Annotated in this window: 26 protein-coding genes; 7 read left to right on the top strand and 19 right to left on the bottom strand. The window is 57.3% G+C overall.

The features are described 5' to 3' along the window. Nucleotides 1-53 precede the first annotated feature (53 nt). The 6 genes from tauA to FHP24_RS21510 form a co-directional block, all read right to left on the bottom strand. Nucleotides 54-1,067 carry a taurine ABC transporter substrate-binding protein gene (gene tauA, locus FHP24_RS21535; RefSeq protein ID WP_139678285.1) on the bottom strand — a complete coding sequence of 338 codons (1,014 nt, stop codon included), beginning with the start codon at nucleotides 1,065-1,067 and terminating at the stop codon, nucleotides 54-56. 499 nt (nucleotides 1,068-1,566) lie between these two features. Further along, nucleotides 1,567-2,259, bottom strand: coding sequence for an energy-coupling factor ABC transporter ATP-binding protein (locus FHP24_RS21530; protein ID WP_180356078.1), 693 nt, complete (start codon nucleotides 2,257-2,259; stop codon nucleotides 1,567-1,569). A gap of 40 nt (nucleotides 2,260-2,299) precedes the next feature. Continuing rightward, nucleotides 2,300-3,145 (bottom strand): energy-coupling factor ABC transporter ATP-binding protein, encoded by an 846-nt coding sequence (locus FHP24_RS21525; RefSeq protein ID WP_139678283.1) that lies wholly within the window; start codon nucleotides 3,143-3,145, stop codon nucleotides 2,300-2,302. Continuing rightward, on the bottom strand, nucleotides 3,142-3,906 hold the full coding sequence (locus FHP24_RS21520; RefSeq protein WP_139678282.1) for an energy-coupling factor transporter transmembrane component T family protein: 765 nt from the start codon (nucleotides 3,904-3,906) through the stop codon (nucleotides 3,142-3,144). Before FHP24_RS21520 ends, FHP24_RS21525 begins: the two co-directional genes overlap by 4 nt. Next, complete coding sequence (locus FHP24_RS21515; RefSeq protein WP_246091890.1) at nucleotides 3,906-4,502, bottom strand: ECF transporter S component; 597 nt, start codon at nucleotides 4,500-4,502, stop codon at nucleotides 3,906-3,908. Before FHP24_RS21515 ends, FHP24_RS21520 begins: the two co-directional genes overlap by 1 nt. Nucleotides 4,503-4,567: 65 nt before the next feature. Beyond that, nucleotides 4,568-5,005, bottom strand: coding sequence for a PPC domain-containing DNA-binding protein (locus tag FHP24_RS21510; RefSeq protein WP_139678281.1), 438 nt, complete (start codon nucleotides 5,003-5,005; stop codon nucleotides 4,568-4,570). 968 nt (nucleotides 5,006-5,973) lie between these two features. Between FHP24_RS21510 and FHP24_RS21505 the strand changes: the two genes are divergently transcribed. Genes FHP24_RS21505 through FHP24_RS21495 form a run of 3 tightly spaced genes read left to right on the top strand, consistent with a single transcriptional unit; the run spans nucleotide 5,974 to nucleotide 9,280 of the window. After that, entirely contained in the window at nucleotides 5,974-7,005 is a 1,032-nt protein-coding gene (locus FHP24_RS21505) for an amino acid ABC transporter substrate-binding protein (protein WP_139678280.1), read from the top strand. A gap of 17 nt (nucleotides 7,006-7,022) precedes the next feature. Continuing rightward, nucleotides 7,023-8,207 (top strand): amino acid ABC transporter permease, encoded by a 1,185-nt coding sequence (locus FHP24_RS21500; RefSeq protein WP_139678279.1) that lies wholly within the window; start codon nucleotides 7,023-7,025, stop codon nucleotides 8,205-8,207. After that, nucleotides 8,204-9,280, top strand: a complete 1,077-nt coding sequence (locus FHP24_RS21495) for an amino acid ABC transporter permease (protein WP_139678278.1) — start codon at nucleotides 8,204-8,206, stop codon at nucleotides 9,278-9,280. The genes FHP24_RS21500 and FHP24_RS21495 overlap by 4 nt, the downstream gene beginning before the upstream one ends. A gap of 294 nt (nucleotides 9,281-9,574) precedes the next feature. On the opposite strand, the gene FHP24_RS21490 is transcribed toward FHP24_RS21495, so the two are convergent. Together FHP24_RS21490 and FHP24_RS21485 are read right to left on the bottom strand one after the other, a co-directional pair. Further along, nucleotides 9,575-9,772, bottom strand: a complete 198-nt coding sequence (locus FHP24_RS21490) for a hypothetical protein (protein WP_139678277.1) — start codon at nucleotides 9,770-9,772, stop codon at nucleotides 9,575-9,577. Nucleotides 9,773-10,449: 677 nt separating this feature from the next. Then, nucleotides 10,450-10,896, bottom strand: coding sequence for an RrF2 family transcriptional regulator (locus FHP24_RS21485; protein ID WP_139678276.1), 447 nt, complete (start codon nucleotides 10,894-10,896; stop codon nucleotides 10,450-10,452). A gap of 564 nt (nucleotides 10,897-11,460) precedes the next feature. On the opposite strand from FHP24_RS21485, the gene FHP24_RS21480 reads away from it, so the two are divergent. Further along, entirely contained in the window at nucleotides 11,461-11,649 is a 189-nt protein-coding gene (locus tag FHP24_RS21480) for a hypothetical protein (protein WP_139678275.1), read from the top strand. A gap of 471 nt (nucleotides 11,650-12,120) precedes the next feature. Here the strand turns inward: FHP24_RS21480 and FHP24_RS21475 are convergent, their stop codons facing one another. Then, complete coding sequence (locus FHP24_RS21475; RefSeq protein ID WP_139678274.1) at nucleotides 12,121-12,870, bottom strand: SDR family oxidoreductase; 750 nt, start codon at nucleotides 12,868-12,870, stop codon at nucleotides 12,121-12,123. Nucleotides 12,871-12,958: 88 nt separating this feature from the next. Here FHP24_RS21475 and FHP24_RS21470 point away from each other — a divergent pair, with 88 nt between their 5' ends. Next, the gene (locus tag FHP24_RS21470; RefSeq protein ID WP_139678273.1) at nucleotides 12,959-13,324 is read left to right on the top strand and encodes a winged helix-turn-helix transcriptional regulator; all 366 of its coding nucleotides are present in this window, start codon (nucleotides 12,959-12,961) and stop codon (nucleotides 13,322-13,324) included. A 23-nt stretch (nucleotides 13,325-13,347) separates the two neighbouring features. Here the strand turns inward: FHP24_RS21470 and FHP24_RS21465 are convergent, their stop codons facing one another. Beyond that, nucleotides 13,348-14,265 carry a LysR substrate-binding domain-containing protein gene (locus FHP24_RS21465; protein ID WP_139678272.1) on the bottom strand — a complete coding sequence of 306 codons (918 nt, stop codon included), beginning with the start codon at nucleotides 14,263-14,265 and terminating at the stop codon, nucleotides 13,348-13,350. A gap of 85 nt (nucleotides 14,266-14,350) precedes the next feature. Between FHP24_RS21465 and FHP24_RS21460 the strand changes: the two genes are divergently transcribed. Then, nucleotides 14,351-15,061: an SDR family oxidoreductase gene (locus FHP24_RS21460; RefSeq protein ID WP_139678271.1), complete on the top strand. Its 711-nt coding sequence runs from the start codon at nucleotides 14,351-14,353 to the stop codon at nucleotides 15,059-15,061. 86 nt (nucleotides 15,062-15,147) lie between these two features. Here the strand turns inward: FHP24_RS21460 and FHP24_RS21455 are convergent, their stop codons facing one another. Beyond that, nucleotides 15,148-16,347 (bottom strand): MFS transporter, encoded by a 1,200-nt coding sequence (locus FHP24_RS21455; protein ID WP_180356077.1) that lies wholly within the window; start codon nucleotides 16,345-16,347, stop codon nucleotides 15,148-15,150. A gap of 95 nt (nucleotides 16,348-16,442) precedes the next feature. Here FHP24_RS21455 and FHP24_RS21450 point away from each other — a divergent pair, with 95 nt between their 5' ends. Further along, a complete protein-coding gene (locus FHP24_RS21450; RefSeq protein ID WP_139678269.1) occupies nucleotides 16,443-16,775 on the top strand; it encodes an ArsR/SmtB family transcription factor in 333 nt (110 codons plus the stop codon). A gap of 99 nt (nucleotides 16,776-16,874) precedes the next feature. Here the strand turns inward: FHP24_RS21450 and FHP24_RS21445 are convergent, their stop codons facing one another. The 8 genes from FHP24_RS21445 to FHP24_RS21410 form a co-directional block, all read right to left on the bottom strand. After that, nucleotides 16,875-17,897, bottom strand: a complete 1,023-nt coding sequence (locus FHP24_RS21445; protein ID WP_139678268.1) for an LLM class flavin-dependent oxidoreductase — start codon at nucleotides 17,895-17,897, stop codon at nucleotides 16,875-16,877. A gap of 250 nt (nucleotides 17,898-18,147) precedes the next feature. Beyond that, nucleotides 18,148-19,332, bottom strand: a complete 1,185-nt coding sequence (locus tag FHP24_RS21440) for a cystathionine beta-lyase (RefSeq protein ID WP_139678267.1) — start codon at nucleotides 19,330-19,332, stop codon at nucleotides 18,148-18,150. A gap of 86 nt (nucleotides 19,333-19,418) precedes the next feature. Next, nucleotides 19,419-20,360: an ABC transporter substrate-binding protein gene (locus tag FHP24_RS21435; RefSeq protein WP_139678266.1), complete on the bottom strand. Its 942-nt coding sequence runs from the start codon at nucleotides 20,358-20,360 to the stop codon at nucleotides 19,419-19,421. Between the two features lie 95 nt (nucleotides 20,361-20,455). Then, on the bottom strand, nucleotides 20,456-21,394 hold the full coding sequence (locus tag FHP24_RS21430) for an ABC transporter substrate-binding protein (protein ID WP_139678265.1): 939 nt from the start codon (nucleotides 21,392-21,394) through the stop codon (nucleotides 20,456-20,458). A gap of 28 nt (nucleotides 21,395-21,422) precedes the next feature. After that, nucleotides 21,423-23,210 carry an amino acid ABC transporter permease/ATP-binding protein gene (locus FHP24_RS29255; RefSeq protein WP_139678264.1) on the bottom strand — a complete coding sequence of 596 codons (1,788 nt, stop codon included), beginning with the start codon at nucleotides 23,208-23,210 and terminating at the stop codon, nucleotides 21,423-21,425. Next, nucleotides 23,207-23,746: a GNAT family N-acetyltransferase gene (locus FHP24_RS21420; protein ID WP_139678263.1), complete on the bottom strand. Its 540-nt coding sequence runs from the start codon at nucleotides 23,744-23,746 to the stop codon at nucleotides 23,207-23,209. Before FHP24_RS21420 ends, FHP24_RS29255 begins: the two co-directional genes overlap by 4 nt. A gap of 24 nt (nucleotides 23,747-23,770) precedes the next feature. Further along, the gene (locus tag FHP24_RS21415; protein ID WP_139678262.1) at nucleotides 23,771-24,958 is read right to left on the bottom strand and encodes a M20 aminoacylase family protein; all 1,188 of its coding nucleotides are present in this window, start codon (nucleotides 24,956-24,958) and stop codon (nucleotides 23,771-23,773) included. A 63-nt stretch (nucleotides 24,959-25,021) separates the two neighbouring features. Then, nucleotides 25,022-26,359: an LLM class flavin-dependent oxidoreductase gene (locus tag FHP24_RS21410; protein ID WP_139678261.1), complete on the bottom strand. Its 1,338-nt coding sequence runs from the start codon at nucleotides 26,357-26,359 to the stop codon at nucleotides 25,022-25,024. Nucleotides 26,360-26,372 lie beyond the last annotated feature (13 nt).

Below are 26,372 nucleotides of genomic sequence, written 5' to 3'. Positions count from 1 at the left end.
GGGATGTCTTTCTCAAGACGGGACGCCAGGCTTTCACCCGGCGTCCCGTTTCATCAGTTGCTGGCGCCGGCAAGCGCATTGGCTGTCACGAACTCGGCGTAACTTGGAAGCACTTCCGTGACCTTGCCCTGATCCTTCAGAAACTGCGCGGTATCCTTGAGGATCTTGGCTGCGCCCGATTTTTCGCCGCCACCCAGCCAGGCAGCAGATGCCTGCACGTCCGGCGTCAGAAGATTGAGGTTGTTGAGCGCCGAGGCTTGCTGTTCGGCCGTGCCGCCGAGAAGCTTGGCAAGTTCTTTGGCATGGGCGCTATCAGCATTCCAGGCTGCCTTGTCCTTGGCGAAGGAAGCGTAATATTTGTTGATGACGCCGGCGAACTTCTTCAGAAACTCCGGGTTTTCATCACCGAACTTGCTGGCAGCAACCCAGGCGGAGAAGGTCGGAGCGCCTTTTTCGGCGACTTCCTTAGACGTGACGAGAACCTTGCCGGTTTTCTTGAGCTCGGTCAGAGCCGGATCCCAGACGAAGCCACCATCGAGGTCACCGCGATTGAACGCTGCGACGATTTCCGGCTGCGGAATTGCAAAAACCTGAACGTCACGCTCGCTTAAGCCAAGAGACTTGATCAATGCGAGAAGCTGATAATGGTCGGTCGAGACGGGAGCTGCGGCAAGCTTTTTGCCCTTGAGGTCGGAGAGGCTTTCTATGCCCGAACCGTTGCGAACGACCAGCGCTTCGTCGATGCCCGAGATGGAAGAAAGGTAGAATGCCTTGACTGCCAACCCGCGTGACGTGGCGGCAGCGAACGGGCTCGAGCCGACATAACCGACCTGGACATCGCCCGAGGCGATGGCAGCGAAAATTTCGGCTCCCGAATTGAACTTGCGGAAATCAATCTCGTAGCCGGTGTCCTTGGAGAACTCGCCATTGGCGATGGCGACGGATGAAGGAAGCGCGTCGGTCTGGTAGGCGACGACAACCTTCTTGTCTGCGGCCTGAGCACTGACGGCAACGACGATGCTGCCTATGCCAAAGACAGCCGCTTTAAGAATGGTCTTGATGTTCATTTTGCCCTCTGCCCGGAAATATCCGGCGCCCCTTGTTGTTTCCACTATTCAAGAATAGGGGGCTGCAATGCATCGGAGACAGCAAAAAACTGCTATTTTTATAGAATAAATAGACATGAAAAATTCTCAGGCGGCAGGCGGGCCTGCTTTTTATCTTTAAGGCATCGGAAATCCAATTCGATCTTCGGCGCCTGGAAAAATGAAATATGTCAAAGACGACACTTCAGCGCTGCATAAAGCTTCATGACATCGACGTCTCGAAGCGAGCCAAGCAGACCAAAAATCTGGGCAAAAAATAAGGGCAACCGGAATACGGTGCCCTTAATAGTTACGAGGCTGCAAACCTCCAGAGAGAACAACCCACCAGGAAATAGCAAAGAGCCTATTTAGCGATGAGCAAGGAAGAGATTATCTCCGGCCTCCTCGCGGATGAAGGAATGACTTTGCTGTTTTTGCGGACAAAGGGAAATTGATTTACACAGATATGGCCACGCCGGCTCTAGGTCATGAACTCTCGCAGACGATATGGAGTGGGACGTTCCACGGATACCTCGGCCAGAACCTCTGTGTCGGAGAAAAAGGCTGGCACGGGGATCTGGCGCGGGGTCCGACCGCCAAGCGCCAGCACCGTATCAGCATTCCGCTCGACGAAATCCATGTCGTGGCAGATCATGACGATCGACTTACCGGCCGAACGCTCTGCCTCAAGAATGCTCTCCAGCCGTTCGGTCCATACTCGATCGAGCCCCCTTTGAGCCTCATCGAGCAGCAACACCGGCAAGCGCATCGCCAGCACGGATGCAATCGCCAGAAATCTCCGCTCGGCAGCAGAAAGATCAAGAGGATGCCGCGCGATCTGATCCAGCAGCGAGGTCCTGTTCAGGGCATCGCTCACCCGCTCTGAAATTTGGTTCGCCGGCAATCCGAACTGGCGCGGTCCGAAAGCCACCTCTTCTTCGACCCGCCCTGCAAACAACTGTTGCTCGGGAGATTGGAACACTGTGCCGATATGAGCAGCGATTTCGGAGATTTTTCGACCTGAAATCGATTTCCCTCCAACGAGAACCTCTCCGTCCTCTGGCTTGAGAAGACCATTGAGCAGCTTGAAAAGAGTGCTTTTTCCCGCCCCATTTCTGCCGACAACAGCAAGAATGTGCCCGTCTGGAACCGTTGTGCTGACGCCGTCGAACAATAATGGTTGGCCCTGATAGGCAAACCCAAGATCCCTAACCTCAAGCACTTCTTGATCTCCTCAAAATCGCAGCGGCCTCAACGAATGTGAGCGGAAGATTGTCCCTCGATAGGTTCTCGGCAGATCCGGAACCACGCTCGATTTCCAGGAAACATCTTGTAACGGCCGGTAAACCGATTGTCGCAATCACAGTTGGATCAAAAAGCGTGGCACGTATATTTCCAAACTCGGAAATCTTTCCCTCATGAAGCACGAACAGTCGGTTTGCCCATCCAAGAACCGTGTCCGGATTGGTATCCATGATAATCACACTGACATCCGCAGGCAGAGCATTCAGGACGGAAAGCGTGTGCGAACGCGCCTCTGGATCAAGATTGGAGAATGGCTCATCTAGGATCATAAGTTTTGGGCGTAGGGCAAGCGCTGAGGCAATCACCAGCCGCTGCTGCTCTCCGCCGGACAGCGTGAAGGGGTCCCTGCCTGCAAGGTGTTCCAGATGGCAGGCGGCAAGAGTTTCATCGCGGCGTGTAACGATCTCTTCATGCGGCAGGCCCAGGTTTTCCGGACCGAATGCGATCTCTTCGGCCACAGTAAATGCGCGCCCGGAAATATGTTGCGCCGGAAACTGACCAACCAGTTGAACGGTGGCCGCGCGTTCTACGAGGGTGTAATCGTCCCAGGGCTTGCCGTTCCATAGGCAGCCGCCCGCGGTCAGCCGGTGGGTGCCACCGCTGAACCAACCTGCGAGCCATCCGGCAAGCGTCGATTTGCCGGAACCGTTACCGCCCAGAATGGCAAGGCGCTCGCCCTGGGCGACACGCAGGGAAACGCCTTTGAGGACATCACTGGATGCGAAACCCACGTGAAGGTCGATCACCTCGATCATCGTAGTACCATGAATGCAGTTTCCATCGCCATGAATACGGCAAGCGACCAGCGCAGAAATCGCTGGAACCGCGTGTCCGCAGGCGGATCGATAACGGTTCGATACGGCAAAGCTCTGAACCCTCGCGCGGTCAACACGTGGGAACGCTCTTGGGCGTCAGCGAGTGCGGAGGTCAGAAGCGGAACGAGTAGCATTCGAAGCGCCTGCAGACGCCGCCAGGGCGAGCCATCGACGCTCAGGCCGCGTGTCTGCTGCGCATCGCTGATTGCCCTGGCTCGCCCTGTAAACTGATCCAGAAGCAGGAGCGGGCTTGCAAGAAGAAAGGACAGACCGGGCGGCCAGCGCGCAGCATCCAGCGCACGCAGGAGCGTCGCGGGCGCAGTGGTCGAGACGAACAGTAGCGAGGAAGCCAGAATCAGTGAAATCCGACCACCGACAAGCGACGCATGCTCCAAGCCAGTCAGGCTATAATGTAGCCATCCGAGGACGGGCTGCATATCTGACCGAGGCAATATGGCCCCGTGAAATACGAAGACTGCGAGCGTGAACGGAAGCGAAAGCAGAACGTATCGCCAGATAACGCTTCCTCCCACCCCGCAAGCAAGCCCGATCAGCAGGATGATCGCACTGACGACCCAAAGTGCCGGTGGCGGCAATAGGAAGGACGTCACTACGACGGTAAACAGACCAGTGGATTTCGTCAGCGGATTTGCCCGGTGAAGCGAACTCTCCCCCGGGCAATAAATAGATGAATTCAACATCAAGCAGCAGCTTTGCTGAATTTCAGATAGTCATAGCCGGCAGTCAGCCGCTCCGGCAACTGCCGAACAAGACCCCAGACAAGCAGCGCGGAAAGCACCTTGTCGGCGACGTTTGAACCGAAGACGGTGAATGCCACCGAGCTGACCAGGGTTTGGCCAACGCTTGAGAAATATGCAACGAAGAAGTCGGCACCAGAGCCCGTCACGCCACCGAAAATGTAGATCCGGATCGGCACGGCTACGACCGTCAGGGCCGCTGCGATGACAACGCCCGAAATCACCGTCTGCCAGATCGTCCTGAACCATCCGGCTCTCGCGAGCAGTCCCGCAACAAGGCCGATGACAAGCGCTACAGGCGCGAAGGCCGCGGCGACAGGCGCGAAAATCAGCCCGATGATCACGTTGGTGAATATGCCCGTTATTGCACCAGCGATAGGCCCGGCAAGCACGGCGACCAGTATCGTCCCGATCGAATCCAGGAAAATCGGCAGACGGAGCAGATCATTGAACTGTCCGCCAACGATGTTGATCACGATCGCCACCGCGATAAGAGCGAGAACCTTGGTGTCAAAATAAGTCTTGGTTATAGCCGACATGATATTACCCCCTATTTCAGCTGCATCGGTCTGGCCCCGACCGGACCGATGCGTATCGTTGATGTTCAGATAGATAACCGTGGCTCGACGATGAGTTCCTCCCAGCCCGATTGCGGGCAGAGTTCGCGCCGGAAAGACAGATCGGTAAATTCAGCAAGCGTGATTTCTGCTGTTGTGTAGACGGCCGATCCCTCCCCGAAATGTGCTCCGATGGTCTTGCCGGTCCGGTCGGAAAGGGAAATGTGGAGATGCTCGCCTTTTTCGTCGATCGTGCCGACAAGCGAGACGATTTCGAAATGGCCGCTCACTTCGGCCCAAACGCCGGTATTGGCATAACGAAGCAGCGCCGTATTCAAACTTCCGACAACCGAAACGATTGAGACGGCCTTGAGGTTGTTGGCGTTGACGAAGGCTCTCAGTTCCTTGACGACATCCTGGCCCGGCTTCAATCTAACCGCATAAAAGCGCGCGCCGCTCGATGGCGCGTTTGCGTAACCACTCATTTCTCACCTTTTCTATAATGCGTATGTCTGGTTTGGCCGCTGGCAGCCTTGTCGGGCGCCGCATCGTGGAGGAAGGGAGCGTTTGTCGTCCGACCGGCATGCCGCCCTTCGGCAATGGTATCCCTCAGTCGAGCCTTGCGAATGGCAGCAACAATCGTGCGCCCGATGAGCGGTCCTTTTCATGAAATGTTTTCTTCTGGAAACCGATGCGATGCCCCTTCTAGAAACCGCAGCATCAGTAGATAATTTATTCTATATTTTTTATAGATTATTTATTCTTGTGTTCGGCGCAAACGCTAAACAATTTTGGCAACAGCAGTCGCATCATGGGGATAAATTTCCTCACCTCGCATAAGCTTTCCGGCGGCTTGCCCCAAGTCAGATATCTTTCGATAATGCCTGCGGGGAAATCGATTACGGCATCGGGTATCCATCGAAATAGATGGGTGGCCCTGGCTGCTGCAACGACGGCATCCCGAGATCCGCGTGATGCGATGGCTTCGTTTTCTTGGATACGCAAGCGATCCGGCAACGTTTCAGAAACAATCTCGCAAGCTACCGGCATGGCGAAATGCGGCGAGATTAATCGTCATCGCCTCCAAAGAATTCCATTCCAAACATCGACATCAGGCGGCATTCATCTTTTCACCCAACACGTTCATGCATTGCGCCCATCGGTCACGCCGGAGCGATGGAAGGGAAAACACGCTCCTCAACCTTCAAGAAGACTAGCAAGCCTCGATAGGGTCCCGGTCCATGCGCTGTTTGCATTTGCTAAGAGACAGGTGGCTTTAGTAACTTCATCCCGAGAGACGCAATTATAAGCAAATGCCTTTTCTAAAGGCCGCCTTTTTAGGCAAAGCCCGCCCTCGCGAAATTAGTCCACTAAATTAATGTAATTAACGGTTTCAGCGCATCGGGGGACAGTACCGCTGGCGGAAGCCTGATTGTCATCAGGAGTTTTTCATATGAAATCCCAAGGGCTTATTCGCAGCGTTACAAAATCCGCAATTGCTGCCGGCATGCTTGCGACCGCTGCATTCTCTGCGCCGGCTTATGCCGGCCCCACACTCGACAAGATCAACCAGCGCGGCGCGATCAAGGTCGGCGTGGGCACCACACCCGGCTTCTTCGCGCCGGACAGCAGCGGCAAGTGGCAAGGCTTTTTCATTGACTACGGCCGTGCATTATCGATCGCGGTCTTCGGTAATCCCGACAAGGTCGAATTCACCAATTCGTCTCCGCAACAGCGTCTTCCGGCGCTTCAGAGCGGCGAATTCGATGTTCTCCTGTCCGGTGTCACCGTGACCATCACCCGCGCTTTCAAGCTGGGTTTCCATTTCGGTCCGACGATCTTCTACGATGGACAGGGCATTCTCGTCCGTAAGGATCTCGGCGTCACCAAGGCCGCCGATCTCGACGGTGCAACGATCGGCGCGCAAAGCGGCACAACCGGCGAACTCAACGTGGCGGACTTCTTCCGCAAGACCGGCAAGAAGTTCACGCCGGTGACGATCGAGGATACCGGGCAGTTTATCGCTGCACTGGAATCCGGACGCGTCGATGCCATCACCCAGGATTCGTCTGATCTCGTCGGCAAGCGAACCCAGTTGAAGAAGCCGGACGATTACATCGTTCTGCCTGAGCGGCTTTCGAAAGAACCGCTCGCACCGGCTGTTGCAGGCGGTGATGATCGCTGGCTGGAAATCGTCAACTGGACGGTCAACGCTACTATCCAGGCTGAGGAATGGGGCATCACGTCTAAGAATGTCGATGAATTCCTGAAGTCGGAAGATCCGGCAATCCAGCGTTTCCTCGGTGTCGATCCGGCACTCGGCGAAGCCATCGGCCTTGATCCGAAATGGGCCTACAACATCATCAAGGCGGTGGGTAATTATGGCGAGATCTTCGATCGCCATCTGAAGCCGCTTGGCTGGGATCGTGGCTACAACCGTCTATGGACGGATGGCGGCCTGCTCTATTCTCCGCCTTTCCGCTGAGAAAGCGATCATCGGACATGCCGATCATTGTTACGCCGGGCCCTCGCAGGCCCGGCTTTCATCGCCGGTTGCTGATGTGGTGGGGCAACCGGCCGCTGCTTCAGGTTGCCATCATCGGGCTTCTCGCAGCCCTGTTTGCTTTGTTGGCGACAAATGTCGGCGATACGATGCAGCGGATCGGCATTTCGCCCGGCTTCGATTTCCTTTGGCGATCGACGAATTTCGAGATCGGAGAGAGCTCGATACCGTTCAGTGCCAGCGATCCTTATATTCGCGCCGTTGTCGTTGGCCTTATCAACACGCTGAAGGTCTCGCTATTCGGCTGCGTGCTGGCCACGGTCCTCGGGGTTGTCATTGGCGTGGCGGGCCTCTCCCGCAACCTCCTTCTTGCGGCACTGGTGCGCTGGTACATTGAGATCATCCGCAACACACCGCTTTTGTTGCAGCTTTTCTTCTGGATTTCGCTTGCCAAGGCATTTCCCGCGCCGAGGCAGGCAAGCGCCTTTTTCGGCTCTATCTATCTGACGAACCGCGGCGTCTTTGTCCCCTCGATTGCGGTTGAGGGCCTGCCCATGGGTGTGGCGACCGCCGTTGCAATTTTGATCGTTGTCTACGCAGTCCTGCTTTTCACCCTGTTTCGAGCGGGCAGGCTCAACAGTCGGAATGCAGGCTTTTCCGGCTTGGCGTTGCTATTCGCTTTTCTGGCCCTCCTTCAGCTTGCCGGCGCGGATATTACCCTTGAGGCTCCGGCACTTGCCGGGTTCAACATTCGCGGTGGCTACAATTTAACACCGGAGTTCGCCGCTTTGCTCACCGGCCTTGTGGTGAAATTCGCAGCCGTCATCGCGGAAATCGTCCGCGCAGGCATCCAATCCGTCAATCGCGGCCAGTGGGAGGCGGCAAGGGCGCTTGGTTTGCACAATAGCCAGATCATGCGCCTTGTTGTGTTGCCGCAGGCCTTACGAGTGATCACACCGCTGACGACCTCGAGCTATCTCGACCTTACGAAGGACTCCAGCCTTGCGGTAGCGATCGGTTATCCGGACCTCGTCAGCATCATCAACACGACCGCCAACACAACGGGTCAATCGCTGGAAGCGCTTTTGATCCTCATAGGCACCTATCTCGTCATCAATCTCGCCGTGTCGGCGCTGATGAACGAATACAACAGGCGCGTGGCGTTGAAAGGAACATCGCGTTGACCGAAACTGCTCCGATTTCTGCCCAGCACCGGGCACGACACTTTTTTTCGCGCCTTCGCATCGGATTGTTCGGATCAGTTGCCAATACGATCGTCACGCTCTGCACCCTGGCGCTGCTCGCATGGCTGATACCGGCGTTTCTGAAATGGGCGGTTTTCGACGCCACCTGGGCCGGCGACCAGTCAGCCTGCGCCGCACGCGCTGGCGCCTGCTGGGCCTTCGTATCTGCGAAACTTCGCTTCATGTTTCTGGCATTTTATCCCCAAGAGCTTCAGTGGCGTCCCGTCGCCGTCATCCTTATTCTTGTAACCCTATTTTCAGCCAGCGCCCTTCCCCGCTTCTGGCGTAAAGAATTGCTTTCCGCCTGGCCTGTCGCAGTGTTGGCGTGCTGGCTCCTTCTTGCCGGCGGGTACGGCTTGTCGCCTGTCTCGTCTAACCACTGGGGCGGATTGCCGGTCACACTCTTCGTTTGGGCAGTCTGCTTTGCTTCAGCCACGCCGATCGCTATCCTTTTGGCACTGGCAAGGCGCTCCCGGTTCGGTGGCCTGAGAACATTATCGATCATCTATATCGAAGTGATGCGTGGTACGCCGATGGTGGCAATCCTCTACGTCGCCATGCTGATCCTGCCAATGGCCCTGCCCGGTGCGCAGTTCGACAAAATGATCCGGGCGATGATCATGATTACCCTCTTCTGGGCGGCCTATGTGGCTGAGGTCGTTCGCGCCGGGCTTCAAGCCATCCCGTCAGGGCAGGAAGAGGCGGCCACCGCACTCGGCATCGGCTACTGGCGCACCATGCAGTTGGTCATACTGCCGCAGGCATTAAGGCTGGTCATCCCAGGCCTGGTCAACCTCGCAATCGGCTTCCTGCTCGCCACTTCGCTTCTGGCGGTTATCGGCATTTTCGATCTCTTGAACGCCGCACGAGCCTCGGCAACCGACCCCGGTTGGCTGGGCTTCTACAACGAAGCCTATTTCGTCGCGGCGATCGTCTATTTCGTGATCTGCTTCAGCGCGTCTCGTTACAGTCTCTGGCTGGAACGCCGACTACGAGCGGACACGCGCATATGAAATGCCATCAAAACCAATATTCTGCAAGGCTCGAAAAGTTGGCTATTTCGCTCTGAACGAAGCCATTCCTACGTTTAGCAGCCCTATAAATAACCGCCAACAAAAAGCGGCTCCTTTCGGGAGCCGCTGATCATTCAAAGGAAGATAAGAGTTCCGGCGATGAAGCCGAATGCACCGGTAACCGCGCAATGCGCCAACCATCTTTCGAAATGGAATGACATTGTTCTCGGCCTGCGAAATGCCCGGCGAAGCTCCGGGCGACGTTCAAAAGCCAGCGCCATAGCCCACTCCCCTTCAGTAACCGAGATGGGAGCTCCAGAAGAGCGTCACGTTATCGTTTCCTTCGACGTTTTTGGGGTCATGACTTTCAGTCTTGACCTTTTGCGCAAAAGCTTCAGACGACAACCGCGCTTCCTCCCGTGCATCTGCTAGAACCTTGCGCACCGATCCGAAGAGGTCGAACCCGAATAGAGAAATACCACCGCCAATCATTGTCAGCCTCCGTATCCTGGAAAAGATGGAGGGATAGTTTGACTGCAAACGAGACTATTTCCAATATTGTCTATCAAAACACTCTACTAATTTGCACCTTATGTGGAGGAGAATATGCCCTAATTTCGGGCGTTCGGAAAAAGCGCGTTTTTGCAAGAACTGAGCCCGCGCCGCAACCACGCGAATTGCGCCACGAAATGGAATTAAAGCAGTCGCCGCGACCCTCAGTCGGCCCGAAAACGTCTTTACCGACATGTATGAGCCGCAACCATCGCAGCTTTTTAAAATCATTCGTTAGCCGGGTCGTGAGGTTGCCAAAAGCGACCAGGACAAGGATGGCGGTTTCGTAATCGTGCTTTTGAAGGATACGACGCTGGGCTTCGCGTTCGTGCCGAGAACGGTATCTGGATCGATGCGCTGCCAATTCCCCGCACATTCACCATCAACGCCGGCGACCTGTCGGAAGAATTGAAAGGTAGAGCGCGGTATCACCGTCGATCGCCTCAATCCGATTTTTCTAGAAGTCGACGAGAACCATCTCGAAAGCAGGCTAGGATCCCATCCGGATGTCGCGCTGGCCGCATTACTCAGATCTGCGACCACCACTGCAGGCGGCGGTGTAGCGCGGATGGGCCCACCAAGACCGGTCGCACTGGTCCCCAACAGATAGCGGAGCCTCAGCGTGCGATCATCTCAGCTTTGGGTGTTGAGCGCTTCGACACCATTTCCTCAAGCGTCATGTTGTCGAGGACTGAGGAAATGGCATCGCGAACCTCCACCATCGAATGACGCACCTGGCAGTCATCGGGGTGATCGCAATCCTCGCATGCTTCGAACGCTGTCTTGCTTGCGCATCGGATCGGCGCAAGCGGCCCGTCGAGAATCCTGACTGCCTGACCGATGGAGATCTCCGATGCCGGCTTGGACAAGGCGTAACCTCCACCCGGCCCCTTCTTGGAGCGCAGAATCCCGCCCTTGCGCAATTCCAGAAGGATCGCATCGAGAAACTTCTTAGAGATATTGTTCTGCTCGGCAATCTCACTCACGAAAGCCGTCTTGCCAGGCTCGAGTTGCGCCAGATGAACAAGCGCCTTTAGCCCGTATTTTCCTTTTTTGGTCAGCATCGATATTCGAAAGTCCGCACTAGCAGCGCCCGCGCAATTGCTGGGCCTGCAGACCGATACAGGACTTGGGCAAAACCTTCAACAAGGGGTTGTTGCCATCGGCTGCCGTCCGGTTCATTCCGTCGTCGATAGGACAGGTCACTGCGAGATTGGCAACCAGCTTCCAATTTCCGGCTCGCAAATAGATAATTGTTTCCTGGGCGGCATCCTCGGTTGGAGACGGATTATCGAAATTACCGGTGGAAAGGAGCATAATCCCCCGCAATTAACGTAGATGGCGCATCCCTTTTTTACGTATCGGCAGCCAGGCGAACTGGAGATTCTTATTCACCGATAAACAGCGGTATTTCTTCGCTTGGTGCCTGTATTCGCTTAGATTTCCAATCGTACAAACAGGGAAACTTATCATGGCTGCGCTCCAGTTTAATAACAATCACAGGCTTGCTCCTGCGGGCGGTGTCACGGAGCTTTCCTGTCGTCTCGATCTCAAAAAACGAATGCGGGCTTCGGCAAGTTTCGAAGCACCATCCAGACGAAAGCGACTACGAGAGCGGGATACTTACGATGCAAAGACAAGTCATTGAATTCGGCGGATTGCCGGTCGGGATCGCGGTCTCTGAAAACGGAAAACTCCGTTTCATAGCTGTTAAATTTCATGTGATCGATTTGGACAATGAGCAGTTTTCGACAGCGGGAGAGCTGAAAGCAGCGATTGGGCGCCACATCAATTCGGCCCAGCCTCTCGCCGCATAACTGAAGCTTCCAAGTGAGCCTTGTGCCCACATTGCATCAGTTTAGTCGAACACACTATCTCCAAGAGATTTACAGCAATGCAAAAATCAATCCACATTCGCTTGATCATACTCGGCGCAATTCTCACCACCGCAGGATTTGTTGCAAAAATACAGGCGGCATCCATTCCGGAGTGGCTCGCATGCGGAAGCCTTACGGTCGGTCTTGCTACGATTATTTTCGCCAGTGGCTGCCGAAGTGCGGGTACGCTTCGCAAGTGAACGGTCTGGTGAGAAGCCAGTAAACGGCACCTACGCGTCGCAACTTCCAAAAGAACTGTCGGATCGATGGCTTAAAACCGATCCTGTCTGTATGTGCCGCAGTGTTATGTCCCCTGCGGGGTGCGAACCATAGCAATCTGGAACACCGGTTGCGTCGAAACTCAAACGCTTTGGCAGTCGGCTTCCGCAACCGGTCTTCAAGTTGGACTTCCTAGAGAGAACCGACGCCCCCATCGACCAGCAGTTCCGTGCCAACGACGAAGGACGATTCGTCGGAGGCAAGAAAGACGGCAGCCTTTGCCAGTTCGATCGGTTTTCCCATGCGGCCAATCGGCACGAGCCGTCGGATCTCCTGCTTCAACGCCTCCTCCGCATCATCATCCAGCCCAAGCCGTGACAACGCCGGCGTCTCCGTCGGTCCCGGGCTCAAACCATTGACGCGGATGCCGCGATCTTTCAGTTCGCCGGACAGTGTCCTTGCCAGAGACAGGATGCCTGCCTTGCTGGCCGCGTAGGCACTCGATTGCGGCAGGCCGATATGGGCTGACACCGATCCGCACAAAATGATCGAAGAGGGATTTGCCAGCAATGGCAGAAGCGCCTGAAGAAGGAAGAATGGCCCCTTGAGATTTGTGGACATCAACCTGTCGAAGGTCGCTTCATCCCAGTTGACCAGCGGCCGATGGGTGACATCTCCCGCATTTACAAAAACGACGTCGATCGAAGCCCAATGGTGGCCGAGAACCTCAGCCAGTTGCACCTGATCCGAGATCGAGCCGGCTTCGCTTTCGAGGGCCAGAACACGGTCTCCTAATTCTCGCCGTATGCCTGCAATGCCTTTTGATGATCGACCTGTTACAGCGACCTCTGCCCCTTCGAGGACAAACTGCCTTGCCGTTTCCAGACCAATACCACTCGTGCCGCCGGTAATCAGCGCCCGTTTTCCTTCAAGTCGTCCCATTGGATCCCATCCAGTTGATGATGGACGGATTGTCACGGCTTTAGTATCTTTTGTATAGTAGGCACCAAAATGCTACTAAAGGAAGCTTATGGAAAAAATTGTATCGTCAACCGAATCTCCCAATCGCTGCCCGATGGTCGACTTTGTCAATTTGATTGCGGGCAAGTGGGCAATTCCCATTCTGTACCGATTGATCATCGAGGATCGCCCCGTACGGTTCGGCGTCCTGCAACGCGCCGCAAGCCCGATTACACAGAAGGAACTGACGCGTCACCTGCGGCTGTTTGAACAACAAAGCCTGGTCGCACGTACGGTTTATCCGGAGATGCCGCCCCGAGTGGAATACGAAATTACCGAACTTGGCAAAACCTTGAAACCTACTCTTGATTCATTGGCCGGCTGGATGACGACGCATGGGTCATCGATCAGAGACGCGACAACGCCCGCAAATTAGCGGCCTCGCGTTATTGAACGCCCTTACTCCAGTGCGCCACCGACCAGTCGCGCCTGTATACAGCTGACAATTGCGTCGATGGCGACACGCAGCCGTGGGAGCATCACCGGTGAAGCGAGCCAGATCACATTGATGGGTAAGTGACCGGCTACTCGGTTTTCGAGCACAGCGATCATGTCTCCTCTGGTGAGTTCGTCTCGCACCAGCCATCGCGGCAGGATCCCAATGCCCTGTCCTTCACGGATTGCCGACAGGGTCAGCAGGCTTCCGTCCAGCAGCAGTCGTGGTTTCGGTCGCAGGGCAATGACTTCACCATCTCTCTGCCGCAACATCCAGGAATGTGGCGAGCCTGCAGAAGATTGCGCAATGAGGTCATGCTCCGGAAGATCCTCAATTTCCGTCGGCACAGCCCGTGTCCGAAAATAACTCGCAGAACCGCAAAGCGCCACACGCTGGATACCAACCGACCTCGCAACCAACCCGGCGACATCCGGCAGGTCACCAATCCTGACGGCCAGATCGACGCCGTCGTTGATGAGATCAGAGATCGACGCGGTCGCGGAGATTTCAAGATCCAACGAGGGCCATTGCCGGCAAAGTTGATAGAGCGCCGGCGCCACCACCCGCGCGCCGAAAAGCGGTGGTAGGCTGATGCGCAGCCGGCCGGCCGGTTCGCGACCGAGGCTCGAAAGGGCAGTTTCCGTTCGTTCAATCTCCTTTCGGGCTGCCAGGCAGACGTCACGATAGACGGCTCCCTCCGAAGTCAGTTTAAGCGTGCGCGTTGTCCGATGAAACAATCTGATACCAAGCCGGATTTCGATCCGGGCGATCGCCTTGGCAACTGCCGAGGCAGACAATCGTAACCGCTCGGAAGCGGCTACGAAACTGCTGGTTTTGCAGACTGTCAAGAATACGCCGATGTCATCGCCCTGCTGATGCATGCTGGAATATTAGCGAATGTTATTCCTCAATAAAAGGATTTTTTATCATTTTACAGACCTGCGAAGGGCGAATTAAATATACTATATGACCATCCAACGAACCTATTCCATCATCGGCGGCACCTCCGGCATTGGGCTTTCTCTCGCTCGCAAACTGGTTGAGCGAGGAGAGCGCGTCATCATTGGTGGACGCTCTGCACAGCGCCTTTCCAGTGCGTTATCCACACTTGGATCGAACGCGTCCGGTCAACTCGTCGATATTACCGATCGCGTTTCGCTAAAGGCGTTTTTCGCGAACGGGCCCTGCCTGACCGGGTTGTTCACTCCCGCAGCGACTTACTCTACTGGCTCATTTTCCGACGGCGAGCTCGATGCCAGCGAAGGGCTGTTCCGTGCAAAATTCTGGGGCCAGTATTGGGCCGTGCATGCCGCGCTCCGGCACCTGAAACCTGACGCTTCCGTCGTGTTGATGTCCGGCGCGGCATCAGCAAGACCGATCGGCGCCCCGGCCTATGCCGCATGCAATTCCGCTTTGGAAGGTCTAGCGCGGGGCCTCGCTCTCGAGCTCAATCCGATCAGAGTGAATTGCCTGTCGCCGGGCACGACGGATAGCGATCTCTGGCGCAATCGACCGGCAAGCATCCGCGACCCGGCATATGAACGTTGGAAATCACTCTGCCTTGTCGGACGTCCGGCAAGTCCGGAGGAACAGGCCCAGGCCGCGCTTTTCCTTCTCGATAACGCCAACATGACCGGCAGCACGTTGTTCTGCGACGGCGGCTATACACTGCGGTAATCCGTGTCTGACGGCCGCGATGGTGGCTTGGCACCGCGGCCGCTCAGAGATGATGAATAGGCTTCAAACCGAAATGCGAGTGTGGATCACCCGCAGCGGAGATTGCGCTGCCGCAGCAATCCAGCGGTTGCGGCCATCAGGACAATGAGCGCGCCATAAACCGAGACTGTTGTATGAAGGCCGATAAGCGGAATGAATGCCCCGGCAAGCACAACCGGAACGCCAAAAGCCAGATAGCTCAAAGTAAAAATGGAGGCGAACAGCTCACCGCGTTCGCTTGCAGAGACAAGCGGCACGATGCTTCTCAAGGAGCCGTAAAAACAGGTGCCAAAACCCGTTCCTGCAAGCGTAAGCGCAAGAATGTAGACGGGAAAGGATCTGAGCTCCATTGCCACAAGCGTCACAATAGTGCCTGCGGCAAGTGCCGAAGTCCCATAAACCAGGATCTTGTGAGGGTCTTGTGCTCGCGCGAAGAAACATGCTGCAGCACCAGCGCCGGAAAGTGCCGTCACCACTCCGGCCTGTAGAAGATAGCTGTGGCTGCCGAAAATCGAAGACATGATTGGAGCGCCAAGGGACAGATAGAGGCCGCCTGTCGCCCATCCTGCGACGATAGCCGGCGCGCATTGCCAGAAGGTCGAACGGGCCGACACTGGAATACCGAGACGGGGGCGCAAGGCTTTTAACAGCCCCTCATGCCGAGGGGATGTTTCCGGCAGCAACCACACGGCAGCCGAAAGGGTGACGCTGATGATACCGATTCCGTTGAAGACATCGATCTTCGGATAGACTGCATGTTCCATGACAATGCCGGAGGCAAGTGTGCCCGCCGCGAGGCCAAGCAAGGGAATGACCGAATTGCAGATGGCAGCAAGTCCCGGCCTGTCCGGCGGCTCCAGATCCACAATTGCCGCGGAAAGCGTGGACAGCAAAAATGCGCAGGCAACACCTTGGAGAGCACGGGCCGCGATCAGGCCCGCTGACGATGTGGCGGTCTCGAAGAGGATGGCAAAGATCGCCAAAAGCAGGAAACCCAGCGACAGAACCGGCCGTCGTCCGACATGGTCGGAACTGGAGCCACCGGTCAGCAAGGTCATGAGCAGTACAATCGCGTAGACCGCGAAAATTGCAGTCATTGCAACGTCCGAAAAACCCACCTCACGCTGGAGTACCGGATAGAAAGGCGATGGTGCACTCGCACTGGCCATCATGAGACCGCTTCCAACCGAAGCGATCAGAAAGCCAAAACGATGCCGCAGCGTGTAGGCGCCTTGGGATATGGGCATGATGGTTCTCCAACACAAAAATTGCGCCAATTGTTCGATTTTATTCGAACCATTTTCTACTACCCTTTCTATCATAGTTCAACTATATTCGAACCATGGCCCCTGCGAATGGAACTACTCCTGTCGAACTGCCTCACCCAGACCGCAAGGATCTGGTCCTGACCGATGTGCTATTTGCATTGAGCGATCCGGCACGTCTGGAAATCGCAATGCAGATCTCTGACGGTATCCTCGATATGGCGGACTGCCACCTGTCTAATCCCAACGTTCCCAAATCCACCAAATCACATCACATGAAGGTGCTAAGGGAAGCAGGCGTGATCAGGAATGACCCAGTAGGTCGGGGCCGCCTGCTGACCCTTCGCCTTCAGGACCTTGACGCTCGCTTTCCAGGGTTGATGAAGGTCATTCTTTCCGGCAAACAATAGGTGTGCAGCTCTTGAGAAGAGTTTAGACGCCGGTGAAGCGCGCCCCGGCGGGCAGGCTGAGCTTCAGCCCGTGGCTACCGCCATCCAATGTCACATCATTCAGCTTGCGCTGAGCAAGGCAGGCCTGGAATTCACTGAAGCCGGGAACAGTCCGGCGAAATCCGCGATGATCTGGGCATAGTCCTCCGGCTGGAACTCGTAAGGCAGTTCGAGCCGGAATTCCGATACGAGCGGCACGACCGGATCGCGCGACAGCTGCTCAAGGATGTCGGCATGGGTCCCGATAATATCCGGCAGGAACAACGTCCGCCGCGGCCCATGGGCGCTTTTTGTCCGCTCGGTTCTGGACGCAACAAAGTCGACGTAGCGTTTGCGGGTCGCCGCGCTTGCGTTGTCGGTCGGCAAGATCACCCGACCGAGCGCCACACGCGCCGGACGAGTGTGGGCCCATTCGTGCCGGAAGCGGGTGATCAGCGCTGCCTGTGCGGTCGGGAAATCGTCTGTATCTTCGCCGCTGACGATATTGCCGGTCAGGAGGTTGAAACCGGTCCGGCCGGCCCAATGGGCGGAATTCTGAGAACCGCCGCCATACCACAAGCGGTCAGACAGGCCTTTGGCGATAGGCCTCAGCCGCGGAATCTGGGTGCCAGCCGCATTGCCCGATTCCTGTCGTTCGGACAGCGAGTGGGATTGCAGCGCACGAGCCAGTTTTTCCGCCCGACCATGGCTGTAATCTGCCTGTGGCGCATCATCGACATAATCGGCAATCAGATGGGCAAAAGGTGGCGGCCCGACCGAAACGCCAACATTCAGGCGTCCACCCGACAACACGTCGACCGTCGCGAGATCTTCGGCAAGGCGGAACGGGTTCTCATAACCGAGCTGGATGACCGCGGTGCCAAGCCCGATCGTCTTGGTGCGTTGCGAGGCCGCCGCGAGAAAGGTGGCCGCGGATGAAATTCCACGTTCCAGATGCCGCTGGCGCACGAGCGCACATGAATAACCAAGCGTCTCGCCGAGTTCTATCAGCCTCAGCGTCTCCCCGATCCCCTTGGCAGGATTGTCGTCATCATAGTTTCCGGGAACCAGAAAGGAGAATTGGGAGATGTGGGAAAGCGGCATGGCAACTCGCTGATGGTGAAGAATTGAACGGACGATGCAATGTACGGCAATGGTCACGCAGCCGAAGGCGGGCGGCGCTTGGCAAGACATTCCAGGATTTTTGCATCCTGCACCGCATTGAGTATTTTGACGTCTATGTTGCTGCTTAGAACGAGGCGGCCGGCGGATAAATCGGTGTCATAGACCGCTGGCTGGTTTTCGCGCCGATATGCTTAGAATAGGTCCGCGTATAACCGAAGGCGGCGGCCGCTCACACGGATGCGGCAAAACCCCGTTCCAGATCCTTGATCAGGTCACCGACATCTTCCAGGCCGATCTGCAGTCGCAGCACCGGCCCACCGGAAGGCGGCGGCGCCACCCGTCGGTCAAACAGGTTGACGTGAAGCGCCAGGCTCGGGAAGCCGCCCCAGGAGTAACCGAGACCGAACAGGGTCAGTGCATTGAGAAAGGTTTGGGCCTTGCGCTTGTGTTGGGCTTTCTCCGACACCGCCAACACGAAGGAGAAGATACCGCTCGCGCCTTTGAAATCGCGCTTCCAGAGATCGTGCCCCGGAAAGCTCGGCAATGCAGGATGCAGAACCTGCGCCACGTCCTCTCTGTCCTCCAGCCAGCGTGCAATGGCCAGAGCGCTTTGCTGATGTCGCTCCAGTCGCACGCCCATGGTGCGCAAGCCGCGCAGAACCTGATAGGCATCATCCGGCGCGCCGCAAATACCGAGCGCGCCGTTCGTTTCTTTCAAGCGAGACCAGTGCTTTTCGTTGGCAGATACGGTGCCCATCAGGATGTCGGAATGGCCAGCCGGATATTTCGTGACCGCCTGGATGGAGATATCGACACCGAAATCGAGAGGGCGAAAATAGAGCGGTGTTGCCCAGGTGTTATCCATGGTGACCACCGCACCGAGACGATGAGCGACCTCAACAATCGCGGGAATATCCTGCATCTCGAAAGTGTTTGATCCCGGCGCCTCCGTGTGAACGAGCCTTGTATTCGGCCGGAACAGCGCCTCGATACCAGCACCCGCTGCAGGATCATAAAACTCTGCCTCGATGCCGAAGCGCGACAGCACTGTTTCGCAAAAATGCCTGGTCGGCCCATAGACGGAATCGACCACCAACGCATGGTCACCGGGTGAGAGATAAGCGAGGAAGGCGATCGTCACCGCCGCCAGGCCGGACGGTACGAGAATGGTCCCGGCAGACCCTTCCAGCTCGTCGATCGCATCGCAAAGAGCGTTGGTCGTCGGCGTTCCCCGCGTGCCGTAGGTATATTTCTGGGCGTGGGTATCCATGATCTCGGCGCTGGGAAAGAGGACGGTCGATGCTCTGACAGACGGAGGATTGATGAAGCCGTGATAGTCGAACGGATCATACCCGGCGCGGACAAGCTGGGTGTTGGTTCCGAGCGCGCTCGACGGCTTGCGGTCTTGGGTCATGCGAATGCTTTCAATGGATAATGGAAAGTGTCGGCAGCACTCCCTCGAGAAGGAGCCCTGCCGAAGGCAGTTTCAGCCAAATTCGGTCAGGTTTTTGGAAGGCCGGGCGGATTGGTGCGCGATTCCGGAAGCGCCTCCTCCGATAACTGCCAACGTGCGAGAATTTTCGCGTAGGCGCCGGTTTTGATCAGGTCGTTGGTCGCAAGCGTCAGCGCATCGGCGAGGCCAGAGCCTTTGCGGGTTGTGATCGCTACATCCGAGCGCTCCGGCCAGCCAGCCGACAGCGTGCCGACACGTCTGATGTTCTTGTCGCGGGCAGCGATATAGACAAGCTGCGCATGCGGCTGGACGATGACATCGACGCGCCCGGACTGGAGCGCCATGATGCGGGCCGCATCGTCATCGTGATATTGCAGTTCGATCGGCTTCAGGCCCGCGGCAACGTCTTCGTCGCTCCACTTGAGCAGGATGCGTTCCTGATTGGTACTGGCGCCGACCGTGATGCGCAGTCCGGCGGCGTCCTTCGGCTCCTTTATCTCCTTGATATCGCTGCTGGCCTTGACGAAGAAACCATGCAAGCCCTGCCGATAGGTGGAGAAGTCGAACTTTTCCTTGCGCAGCTCGGTGACGCCGACATTGGAGATAACCGCATCGTATTTTCCGGATGTCAGACCAAGCGGCCAGTCGGCCCAGGCAACAGGCACCAGTTCCAGTTCGAGGCCGATGCTGTCGGCGATCGCCAGCGCGTAATCTGGATCGGCTCCGACAACCGTCTTCGCATCGGTGGCATAGGTCGCCAGCGGCGGCCCGCCCGTGGATACCGCGACGGTGAACTTGCCAGGATTGGCAAACTTGAAATCCTTGGGGATCGCGGCGATCGCCGCGGCATCCTTCTCCACCCGCACACGGCCGGGCTGCTCCGGAGAAAGATCGAATATGTCATCTGCAGCAAGCGCGTCATAGGCAAACAGCGGAAGGATGAGCAGGCCAGCGCTGATCACGCGACTGAATTCTTGAAAGATGGTCATGGCGTTTATCCGGTTGACGAGGAAGGAGGCGCGGGCGGGAGGAGAGCCCGCGCCTCTAGGCTGCTGTGTCCCCCGACACATCAGCGACTGATGAATCAGCTTTTCGGCAAACCTTGCGGATTGGTGCGTGACTCGGTGATAGCTTCTGCCGACAGGTTCCATCGGGCGAGCGCCTTGCCGTAATTGCCGTTCTTGATCTGGGCGTTCAGCGAAAACGTGATCGCATCCGCAAGCCCTGCCCCCTTCTTGGTGGCCACGGCGATTTCCGCCGTTTCCGGCCAGCCGCCCGAAAAGGTACCGACGAGACGTGTCTTGTTGCCCTGCCCCGCCTTGAAGGCCGAGATCGCATTGGGGCCGAGATAGGCGTCCGCACGCCCCGCCTGAAGAGCAAGGTCCTGCACCGTCACGTCATCGTAATACTGGATCTCCACCGGCTTCAGGCCCTTGGCGACATTCGCTTCGTTCCAGCGCACAAGGATCTGCTCCTGGTTGGTGCTGGCGCCGACGATGACCCGCAATCCGGCGACATCTTCCGGCTTGCTGATATCCTTAATCTTGCTGTCATTGGCGACGTAGAACCCGAGAAGGTCGTGTCGATAGGTCGAGAAATCGAGCTTTTCCTTGCGCAGTTCGGTTACCGTCACGTTGTGGATCACCGCATCGAACTTGCCGGAGGCGATGCCGAGCGGCCAGTCGGCCCAGGCGACGGGTATGATTTCAAGTTCTAGGCCGAGGCTGTCAGCTACGAGCTGCGCAATGTCGGGCTCACCGCCGACCGGCGTCTCTGTGTCGTTGCCGTAGACCGCGAATGGCAGGCTGCCGGGCACAGATGCCACGGTGAACTTGCCCGCGGTCACGAATTTGTAGTTCGGGCTGATGAGCTTGACTGCGCCATCGACCTTTTCCGCGCGGACGCGATCCTTCTGTTCGGGAGAAAGATCGAGGCCTTGCGCATATGCTGTCGAGGCAAGCGCTGCCGACAGCGAAAGAAGGCTGCCAACTGCGATGCTGAGAAGTCTGCTTCTATGCGACATCCTGGTGCTTCCTTATCGTTGAAATTGTTCAGAGAACTTTGGCGAGGAATGCGGCCGTGCGCGGATGGTCCGGCCGGCTGAAGACCTTGTCCGGCGTGCCGGTTTCAAGGATGCGGCCCTGTTCCATGAAGACGACCTGATCGGAGACTTCACGGGCAAAGCCGATTTCGTGGGTGACGATGACGAGGGTTGCGCCGGAGCGCGCGAGTTCCTTGATGACGTCGAGCACTTCGTTGACCAGTTCCGGGTCAAGCGCGGACGTCGGCTCGTCGAAAAGCAGCACTTTCGGCTTGAGCGCCAACGCACGCGCGATGGCAACCCGCTGCTGCTGACCACCGGAAAGCTGGCGCGGATAGGCATGTGCCTTGTCGGCAAGTCCAACACGGGCGAGAAGATCGAGCGCTTCTGCCTCTGCCTGTTCACGAGACAGGCCGCGTACTGTGACCGGTGCCTCGGCAATATTTTCGACGGCGGTCAGGTGTGGGAAGAGGTTGAAATTCTGGAACACCATGCCGACTTCGACCCGGCGTTTGAGAATCTCCTTCTCCTTCAGCTCGTAGAGTGTCTGACCATCCTGCCGATAACCGATCAACTCACCGTCGATGGCGATGAAACCGGCATCGACGCGTTCCAGATGGTTGATCGAACGCAGCAGCGTCGATTTTCCGGAACCCGATTGGCCGAGAATGGTCGTGACGCTGCCGACCGGAACCTTGAGGGTGACATCGTCCAGAACCTTCAGCGAGCCGTAACTCTTGGAGACGCCGTGGATCGTCACCTCGCCGCCACGGGCCTGCAACGGGCTGCGGCGGACAACCTTCGTCGTCGCTGCCGCAGGCACATAGGCGGCGGGAGCGCCTTCCTTCGGCTTCACCAGACGACGATACAGGTGCGAGAAGACCGAAGGCGGCGGATTGCGCAGCGCACCGCGAGAATAATGACGCTCGATCTGATGCTGGATGATCGACAGCACCGTCAGGATGACCAGATACCAGACCGTCGCCACCATCAGCAGCGGAATGACTTCCAGATTGCGGCGATAGATGATCTGGATCGTGTAGAAAAGCTCCGGTAGCGCCAGGATATAGACCTGAGACGTACCTTTCGCGAGCAGGATGATTTCGTTGAAACCTGTCGGAAGAATGCTGCGCATGGCTTGCGGCAGGACGATGCGGGAGAACTGCCGGCGGCGCGGAAGGCTGAGAGCGGCCGCAGCTTCAAGCTGCCCCTGATCGACGGAGAGAATGCCGCCTCGGACGATCTCCGAGGAAAATGCCGCCGCATGCAGCGCCAGCCCCAGCACGGCGGCAGCAAACGGTGTGATTAGCTGCGTCGTATTCCAGCTGATGAAATTGATGCCCGTGTAAGGTACGCCGATGGTGATCGTCTCATAGAGATAGCCGAGATTGTTGAGGATCAGCAGAAGCACGATCAACGGGATTGAGCGGAAAATCCACACATAGGTCCATGAAACACCGGACAGAAGCGGAGAGCCCGAAACGCGGGCAAGTGCCAGCCCCGTCCCCAGGATGAAACCGAAGAATGCGCCGAGCAGTGTCAGAAGCAGGGTCCGCCCCAGGCCGACCAGAACCGGTTCGGCGAAGAACCATTCGGCAAACACACCCCATCCCCAACGCTCGTTCCCGAGCACGGAATGCAGGGTCGCCACGATGAGGACGACCGCGAGGACTGTGCCGACGGTGCGCGCCGGATAGCGGGCCGGGACAATTCGGTAGTGCGAGTAGTCGCCATTCACCGGCTTGATGACCTCGCCGGATCCGGCGCGAGCATCGTTGAAATCCGCGGTAACTGTCATGATGCCGCGCTCACGCCGAACGATGCAGCGCCGAGGGCTTGGTAATTGCCGAAATCGAGCGATTTCTCGAATGGCAGTGTGCGAATGGTCTGTGGATCCGCGGTGGTGTCGAAAAGCGCGGAATAACCGTTGGTCAGATAGAGAGCAACCGCTTCCGGCTGACGGAAGCCAGTTGTCAGATAGACACGGACATAGCCCTGCCGCACCGCCTGTTCCTCAAGCTCGACCAGAACACGTTTTGCCAGCCCCTGCCGCCGATAGTCCGAATGGGTCCAGACACGCTTGAACTCCGTCGTTCTATCATCTTCGTGCCGCATGAACGCACCGCCGGCGATCGCCTGACCGTCACGCAGAAGCAGAACGAAATTGCCGTTCGGCGGAGCGAAGACGTCAGGGGCATATCTGTTCATTTCCTTCTTCGCGCCCTCGGCATCGAAAAAGTCGCCGTAACGGCTGTCGTATTCGAAGGTCAGTTCCTCGATCAGCGGCCCTGCCAGCGGGTCGAGCGGTGTCGTGTAATAAAAGCGATCACTCACGGTTATCACTCCTTTGTCGGCCAATCATGAGAGGAAGGTTTCGGCGAGCCGTGCCCAGTAGCGGGCAGCGGGCGCGATGATCTCGTCGTTAAAATTGTAGAGCGGGCTGTGCAGCGGGGCGCTGTCGCCGTTGCCGACGAACAGGTAGGAACCCGGCCGTTCCTGCAGCATGTAGGCAAAATCCTCGCTTGCCGTGCGTGGCCTGAAACTGCCGGCAATTTGTTCCGAAGGGAAATTCTCCTCGGCGACACGGCGGGCGAGCCGTGTCTCTTCGACGTGATTGATAACCGGTGGGAAGCCGCGTCGGTAATTGACCTCCGCTTCCGCACCGAAACTTTCCGCCTGGGCCCGCGCAAGAGCCGGGACCCGCGCCTCCAGCTTGTCGCGAACGGCAGGAGAATAGGCGCGGGCCGTCAATTTCAGCTCGACACTTTCCGGGATGACGTTGGATGCTGAGCCGCCGTGGATCGACCCGACCGTCAGCACCGCCATTTCAAGCGGATCTACGTTGCGGGCGACGATGCTTTGCAGCGCCGTGATGAAGGACGCAGAGGCCAGAACCGGATCGACCGTCTCATGCGGGGAAGCTCCGTGCCCCCCCTTGCCGATGATCCTGATCAGCGCCTGATCGACCGACGCCATCGCCGGCCCCTCGACGAAACCGAACTGGCCCGTCGCGACGCCCGGCCAGTTATGCAGGCCGAAGACCGCATCGACCGGAAACCGTTCGAACAGTCGATCCTCAATCATCTTGCGGGCACCTGCGCCCACTTCTTCGGCCGGCTGGAAGATCAGCGTCAAGGTTCCCGAAAAACGGCCATGCTCTGCCAGATAACGCGCAGCTGCGAGCAGGATGGTGGTGTGCCCGTCATGGCCGCAGGCATGCATGACATCAGGATTGCGGCTTGAATAGGAAAGCCCAGTGGTCTCCTCGATCGGCAGCGCATCAATGTCGGCACGAATGCCGATCCGCCTATGACCAGAGCCTCGGCGGAGGGTGGCGACAACGCCGTATCCGCCGACACCCTCCATCACCTCGTACCCATAAGAGAGAAGATATTTCGCGATAATGCGGGCCGTACGCTTCTCGTGAAACGATAGCTCAGGGTACTGATGCAGGTCCCGGCGGATGTCGATGAACTCATTGATCGAGGCAAGGATCAGCCGTTCGGCGTCGTCGCGAGAACGCGCGCCGTCAACATGAATATTCATGATTGTTGCTTTCCAAAGGTTGCGCCGAGCCTCGAAGGCCGGCCGTTTCACCTTGTCAAAATGTCAGGCCCTGGCCTTTTCCGTTTCCTGGTCACCAGCCTTGTAGACGCTCTCCTTGTAGGGAAGCCCGAGATTGTCGCGAAGGGTCCGGCCCTGCAGTTGCGGATCGAAATAACCACGCTGCTGCAGGATGGGCAGTACGTGTTGAACGAAATCGTCCAGCCCCTCGGCAATCACCGGAAAGCCGAGAATAAACCCGTCGGCTGCGCCATTATCGAACCATTCGATAAGCTTGGAAGCCACGACATCCGGAGTACCGACAAAACCTTCCCTCGGCGTAGCAGCATTAAGAGCCGCCTCCCGAAGGGTCTGTCCCTTCTCCTGCGCCACACGTTTGATACGGTCGGTCGTCGAGCGAAAGCTGTTCTTGCCGATATCGCCGAGCTCGGGAAACGGTGCGTCCAGATCATAGGTGCTGAAATCGTGGTGGTCGAAAAAACGACCAAGATAGGCGAGCGCTTCATCGATCGAGATCAGGTTACGGATGGTTTCATATTTTTCCTCGGCATCGGCCTGTGTAGAACCAACGATCGGACCGATGCCCGGAAAGATCTGCACATGCTCGGCAGAGCGACCGTGGGCCACTGCAGCCTGCTTTACGCGTTGCGAAAACGTGCGGTTTTCCTCGAGTGATACACCGTTGGTGAAGACGGCGTCGGCATGCCGGCCGGCGAGACCTATCCCGGCGTCCGATGAACCCGCCTGGAATATCACCGGCTGCCCCTGGGGCGAACGCTGGATGTTCAGCGGCCCCTCCACCTGGAAAAAGCGTCCCTTGTGGCCAAGCGTATGCAGCTTTTCCTGGTCGAAGAATTTGCCGCTGTCGCGATCGCGCGGAAAGGCATCGTCATCCCAGCTGTCCCAAAGCCCCTTGATCACTTCGAGATATTCGTCGGCGATTTCATAACGAAGCGCATGTTCGGGGTGGCTGCGGCTGTAATTCCTGGCAGTGCCCTCCAGCGGCGTCGTCACGGCGTTCCAGCCGGCGCGGCCGCCGCTGATGAGATCGAGCGAGGCGAATTGCCGGGCGATGGTGAAGGGATCGCTGTAGGAGGTGGAAACCGTGCCCGCCAGACCGATCCTGGTTGTCACTGTCGCAAGCGCGGACAAGATGGTCAGCGGTTCGAAACGGTTGAGGAAGTGCGGAATGGACTTTTCGTTGATGTAGAGCCCGTCCGCGACGAAGGCAAAGGCGACACCAGCCGCCTCTGCCTTGAGGGCAGTCGTCTTGAAGAACTCGAGATTGACACTTGCATCGACAGGGCTTTTCGGGTGGCGCCAGGAATTCATATGGCCGCCGGCACCCTGCAGCATGATGCCGAAATTGATCTTCCTGCTCATGACACTCTCTCCT

The organism is Aliirhizobium smilacinae (assembly GCF_006335145.1).
Lineage (GTDB): Bacteria > Pseudomonadota > Alphaproteobacteria > Rhizobiales > Rhizobiaceae > Neorhizobium > Neorhizobium smilacinae.
Note: the sequence above shows the minus strand (reverse complement) of the source record. Positions and strands in the feature narration are given on the sequence as shown.

Excerpts from the sequence above, each read along its gene's own strand:
- tauA (WP_139678285.1), bottom strand. The coding sequence starts at position 1,067 with ATGAACATCAAGACCATTCTTAAAGCGGCTGTCTTTGGCATAGGCAGC.
- FHP24_RS21525 (WP_139678283.1), bottom strand. The coding sequence starts at position 3,145 with ATGATCGAGGTGATCGACCTTCACGTGGGTTTCGCATCCAGTGATGTC.
- FHP24_RS21520 (WP_139678282.1), bottom strand. The coding sequence starts at position 3,906 with ATGTTGAATTCATCTATTTATTGCCCGGGGGAGAGTTCGCTTCACCGG.
- FHP24_RS21515 (WP_246091890.1), bottom strand. The coding sequence starts at position 4,502 with ATGTCGGCTATAACCAAGACTTATTTTGACACCAAGGTTCTCGCTCTT.
- FHP24_RS21510 (WP_139678281.1), bottom strand. The coding sequence starts at position 5,005 with ATGAGTGGTTACGCAAACGCGCCATCGAGCGGCGCGCGCTTTTATGCG.
- FHP24_RS21505 (WP_139678280.1), top strand. The coding sequence starts at position 5,974 with ATGAAATCCCAAGGGCTTATTCGCAGCGTTACAAAATCCGCAATTGCT.
- FHP24_RS21500 (WP_139678279.1), top strand. The coding sequence starts at position 7,023 with ATGCCGATCATTGTTACGCCGGGCCCTCGCAGGCCCGGCTTTCATCGC.
- FHP24_RS21490 (WP_139678277.1), bottom strand. The coding sequence starts at position 9,772 with ATGATTGGCGGTGGTATTTCTCTATTCGGGTTCGACCTCTTCGGATCG.
- FHP24_RS21485 (WP_139678276.1), bottom strand. The coding sequence starts at position 10,896 with ATGCTGACCAAAAAAGGAAAATACGGGCTAAAGGCGCTTGTTCATCTG.
- FHP24_RS21480 (WP_139678275.1), top strand. The coding sequence starts at position 11,461 with ATGCAAAGACAAGTCATTGAATTCGGCGGATTGCCGGTCGGGATCGCG.
- FHP24_RS21475 (WP_139678274.1), bottom strand. The coding sequence starts at position 12,870 with ATGGGACGACTTGAAGGAAAACGGGCGCTGATTACCGGCGGCACGAGT.
- FHP24_RS21470 (WP_139678273.1), top strand. The coding sequence starts at position 12,959 with ATGGAAAAAATTGTATCGTCAACCGAATCTCCCAATCGCTGCCCGATG.
- FHP24_RS21465 (WP_139678272.1), bottom strand. The coding sequence starts at position 14,265 with ATGCATCAGCAGGGCGATGACATCGGCGTATTCTTGACAGTCTGCAAA.
- FHP24_RS21460 (WP_139678271.1), top strand. The coding sequence starts at position 14,351 with ATGACCATCCAACGAACCTATTCCATCATCGGCGGCACCTCCGGCATT.
- FHP24_RS21455 (WP_180356077.1), bottom strand. The coding sequence starts at position 16,347 with ATGCCCATATCCCAAGGCGCCTACACGCTGCGGCATCGTTTTGGCTTT.
- FHP24_RS21450 (WP_139678269.1), top strand. The coding sequence starts at position 16,443 with ATGGCCCCTGCGAATGGAACTACTCCTGTCGAACTGCCTCACCCAGAC.
- FHP24_RS21445 (WP_139678268.1), bottom strand. The coding sequence starts at position 17,897 with ATGCCGCTTTCCCACATCTCCCAATTCTCCTTTCTGGTTCCCGGAAAC.
- FHP24_RS21440 (WP_139678267.1), bottom strand. The coding sequence starts at position 19,332 with ATGACCCAAGACCGCAAGCCGTCGAGCGCGCTCGGAACCAACACCCAG.
- FHP24_RS21435 (WP_139678266.1), bottom strand. The coding sequence starts at position 20,360 with ATGACCATCTTTCAAGAATTCAGTCGCGTGATCAGCGCTGGCCTGCTC.
- FHP24_RS21430 (WP_139678265.1), bottom strand. The coding sequence starts at position 21,394 with ATGTCGCATAGAAGCAGACTTCTCAGCATCGCAGTTGGCAGCCTTCTT.
- FHP24_RS29255 (WP_139678264.1), bottom strand. The coding sequence starts at position 23,210 with ATGACAGTTACCGCGGATTTCAACGATGCTCGCGCCGGATCCGGCGAG.
- FHP24_RS21415 (WP_139678262.1), bottom strand. The coding sequence starts at position 24,958 with ATGAATATTCATGTTGACGGCGCGCGTTCTCGCGACGACGCCGAACGG.
- FHP24_RS21410 (WP_139678261.1), bottom strand. The coding sequence starts at position 26,359 with ATGAGCAGGAAGATCAATTTCGGCATCATGCTGCAGGGTGCCGGCGGC.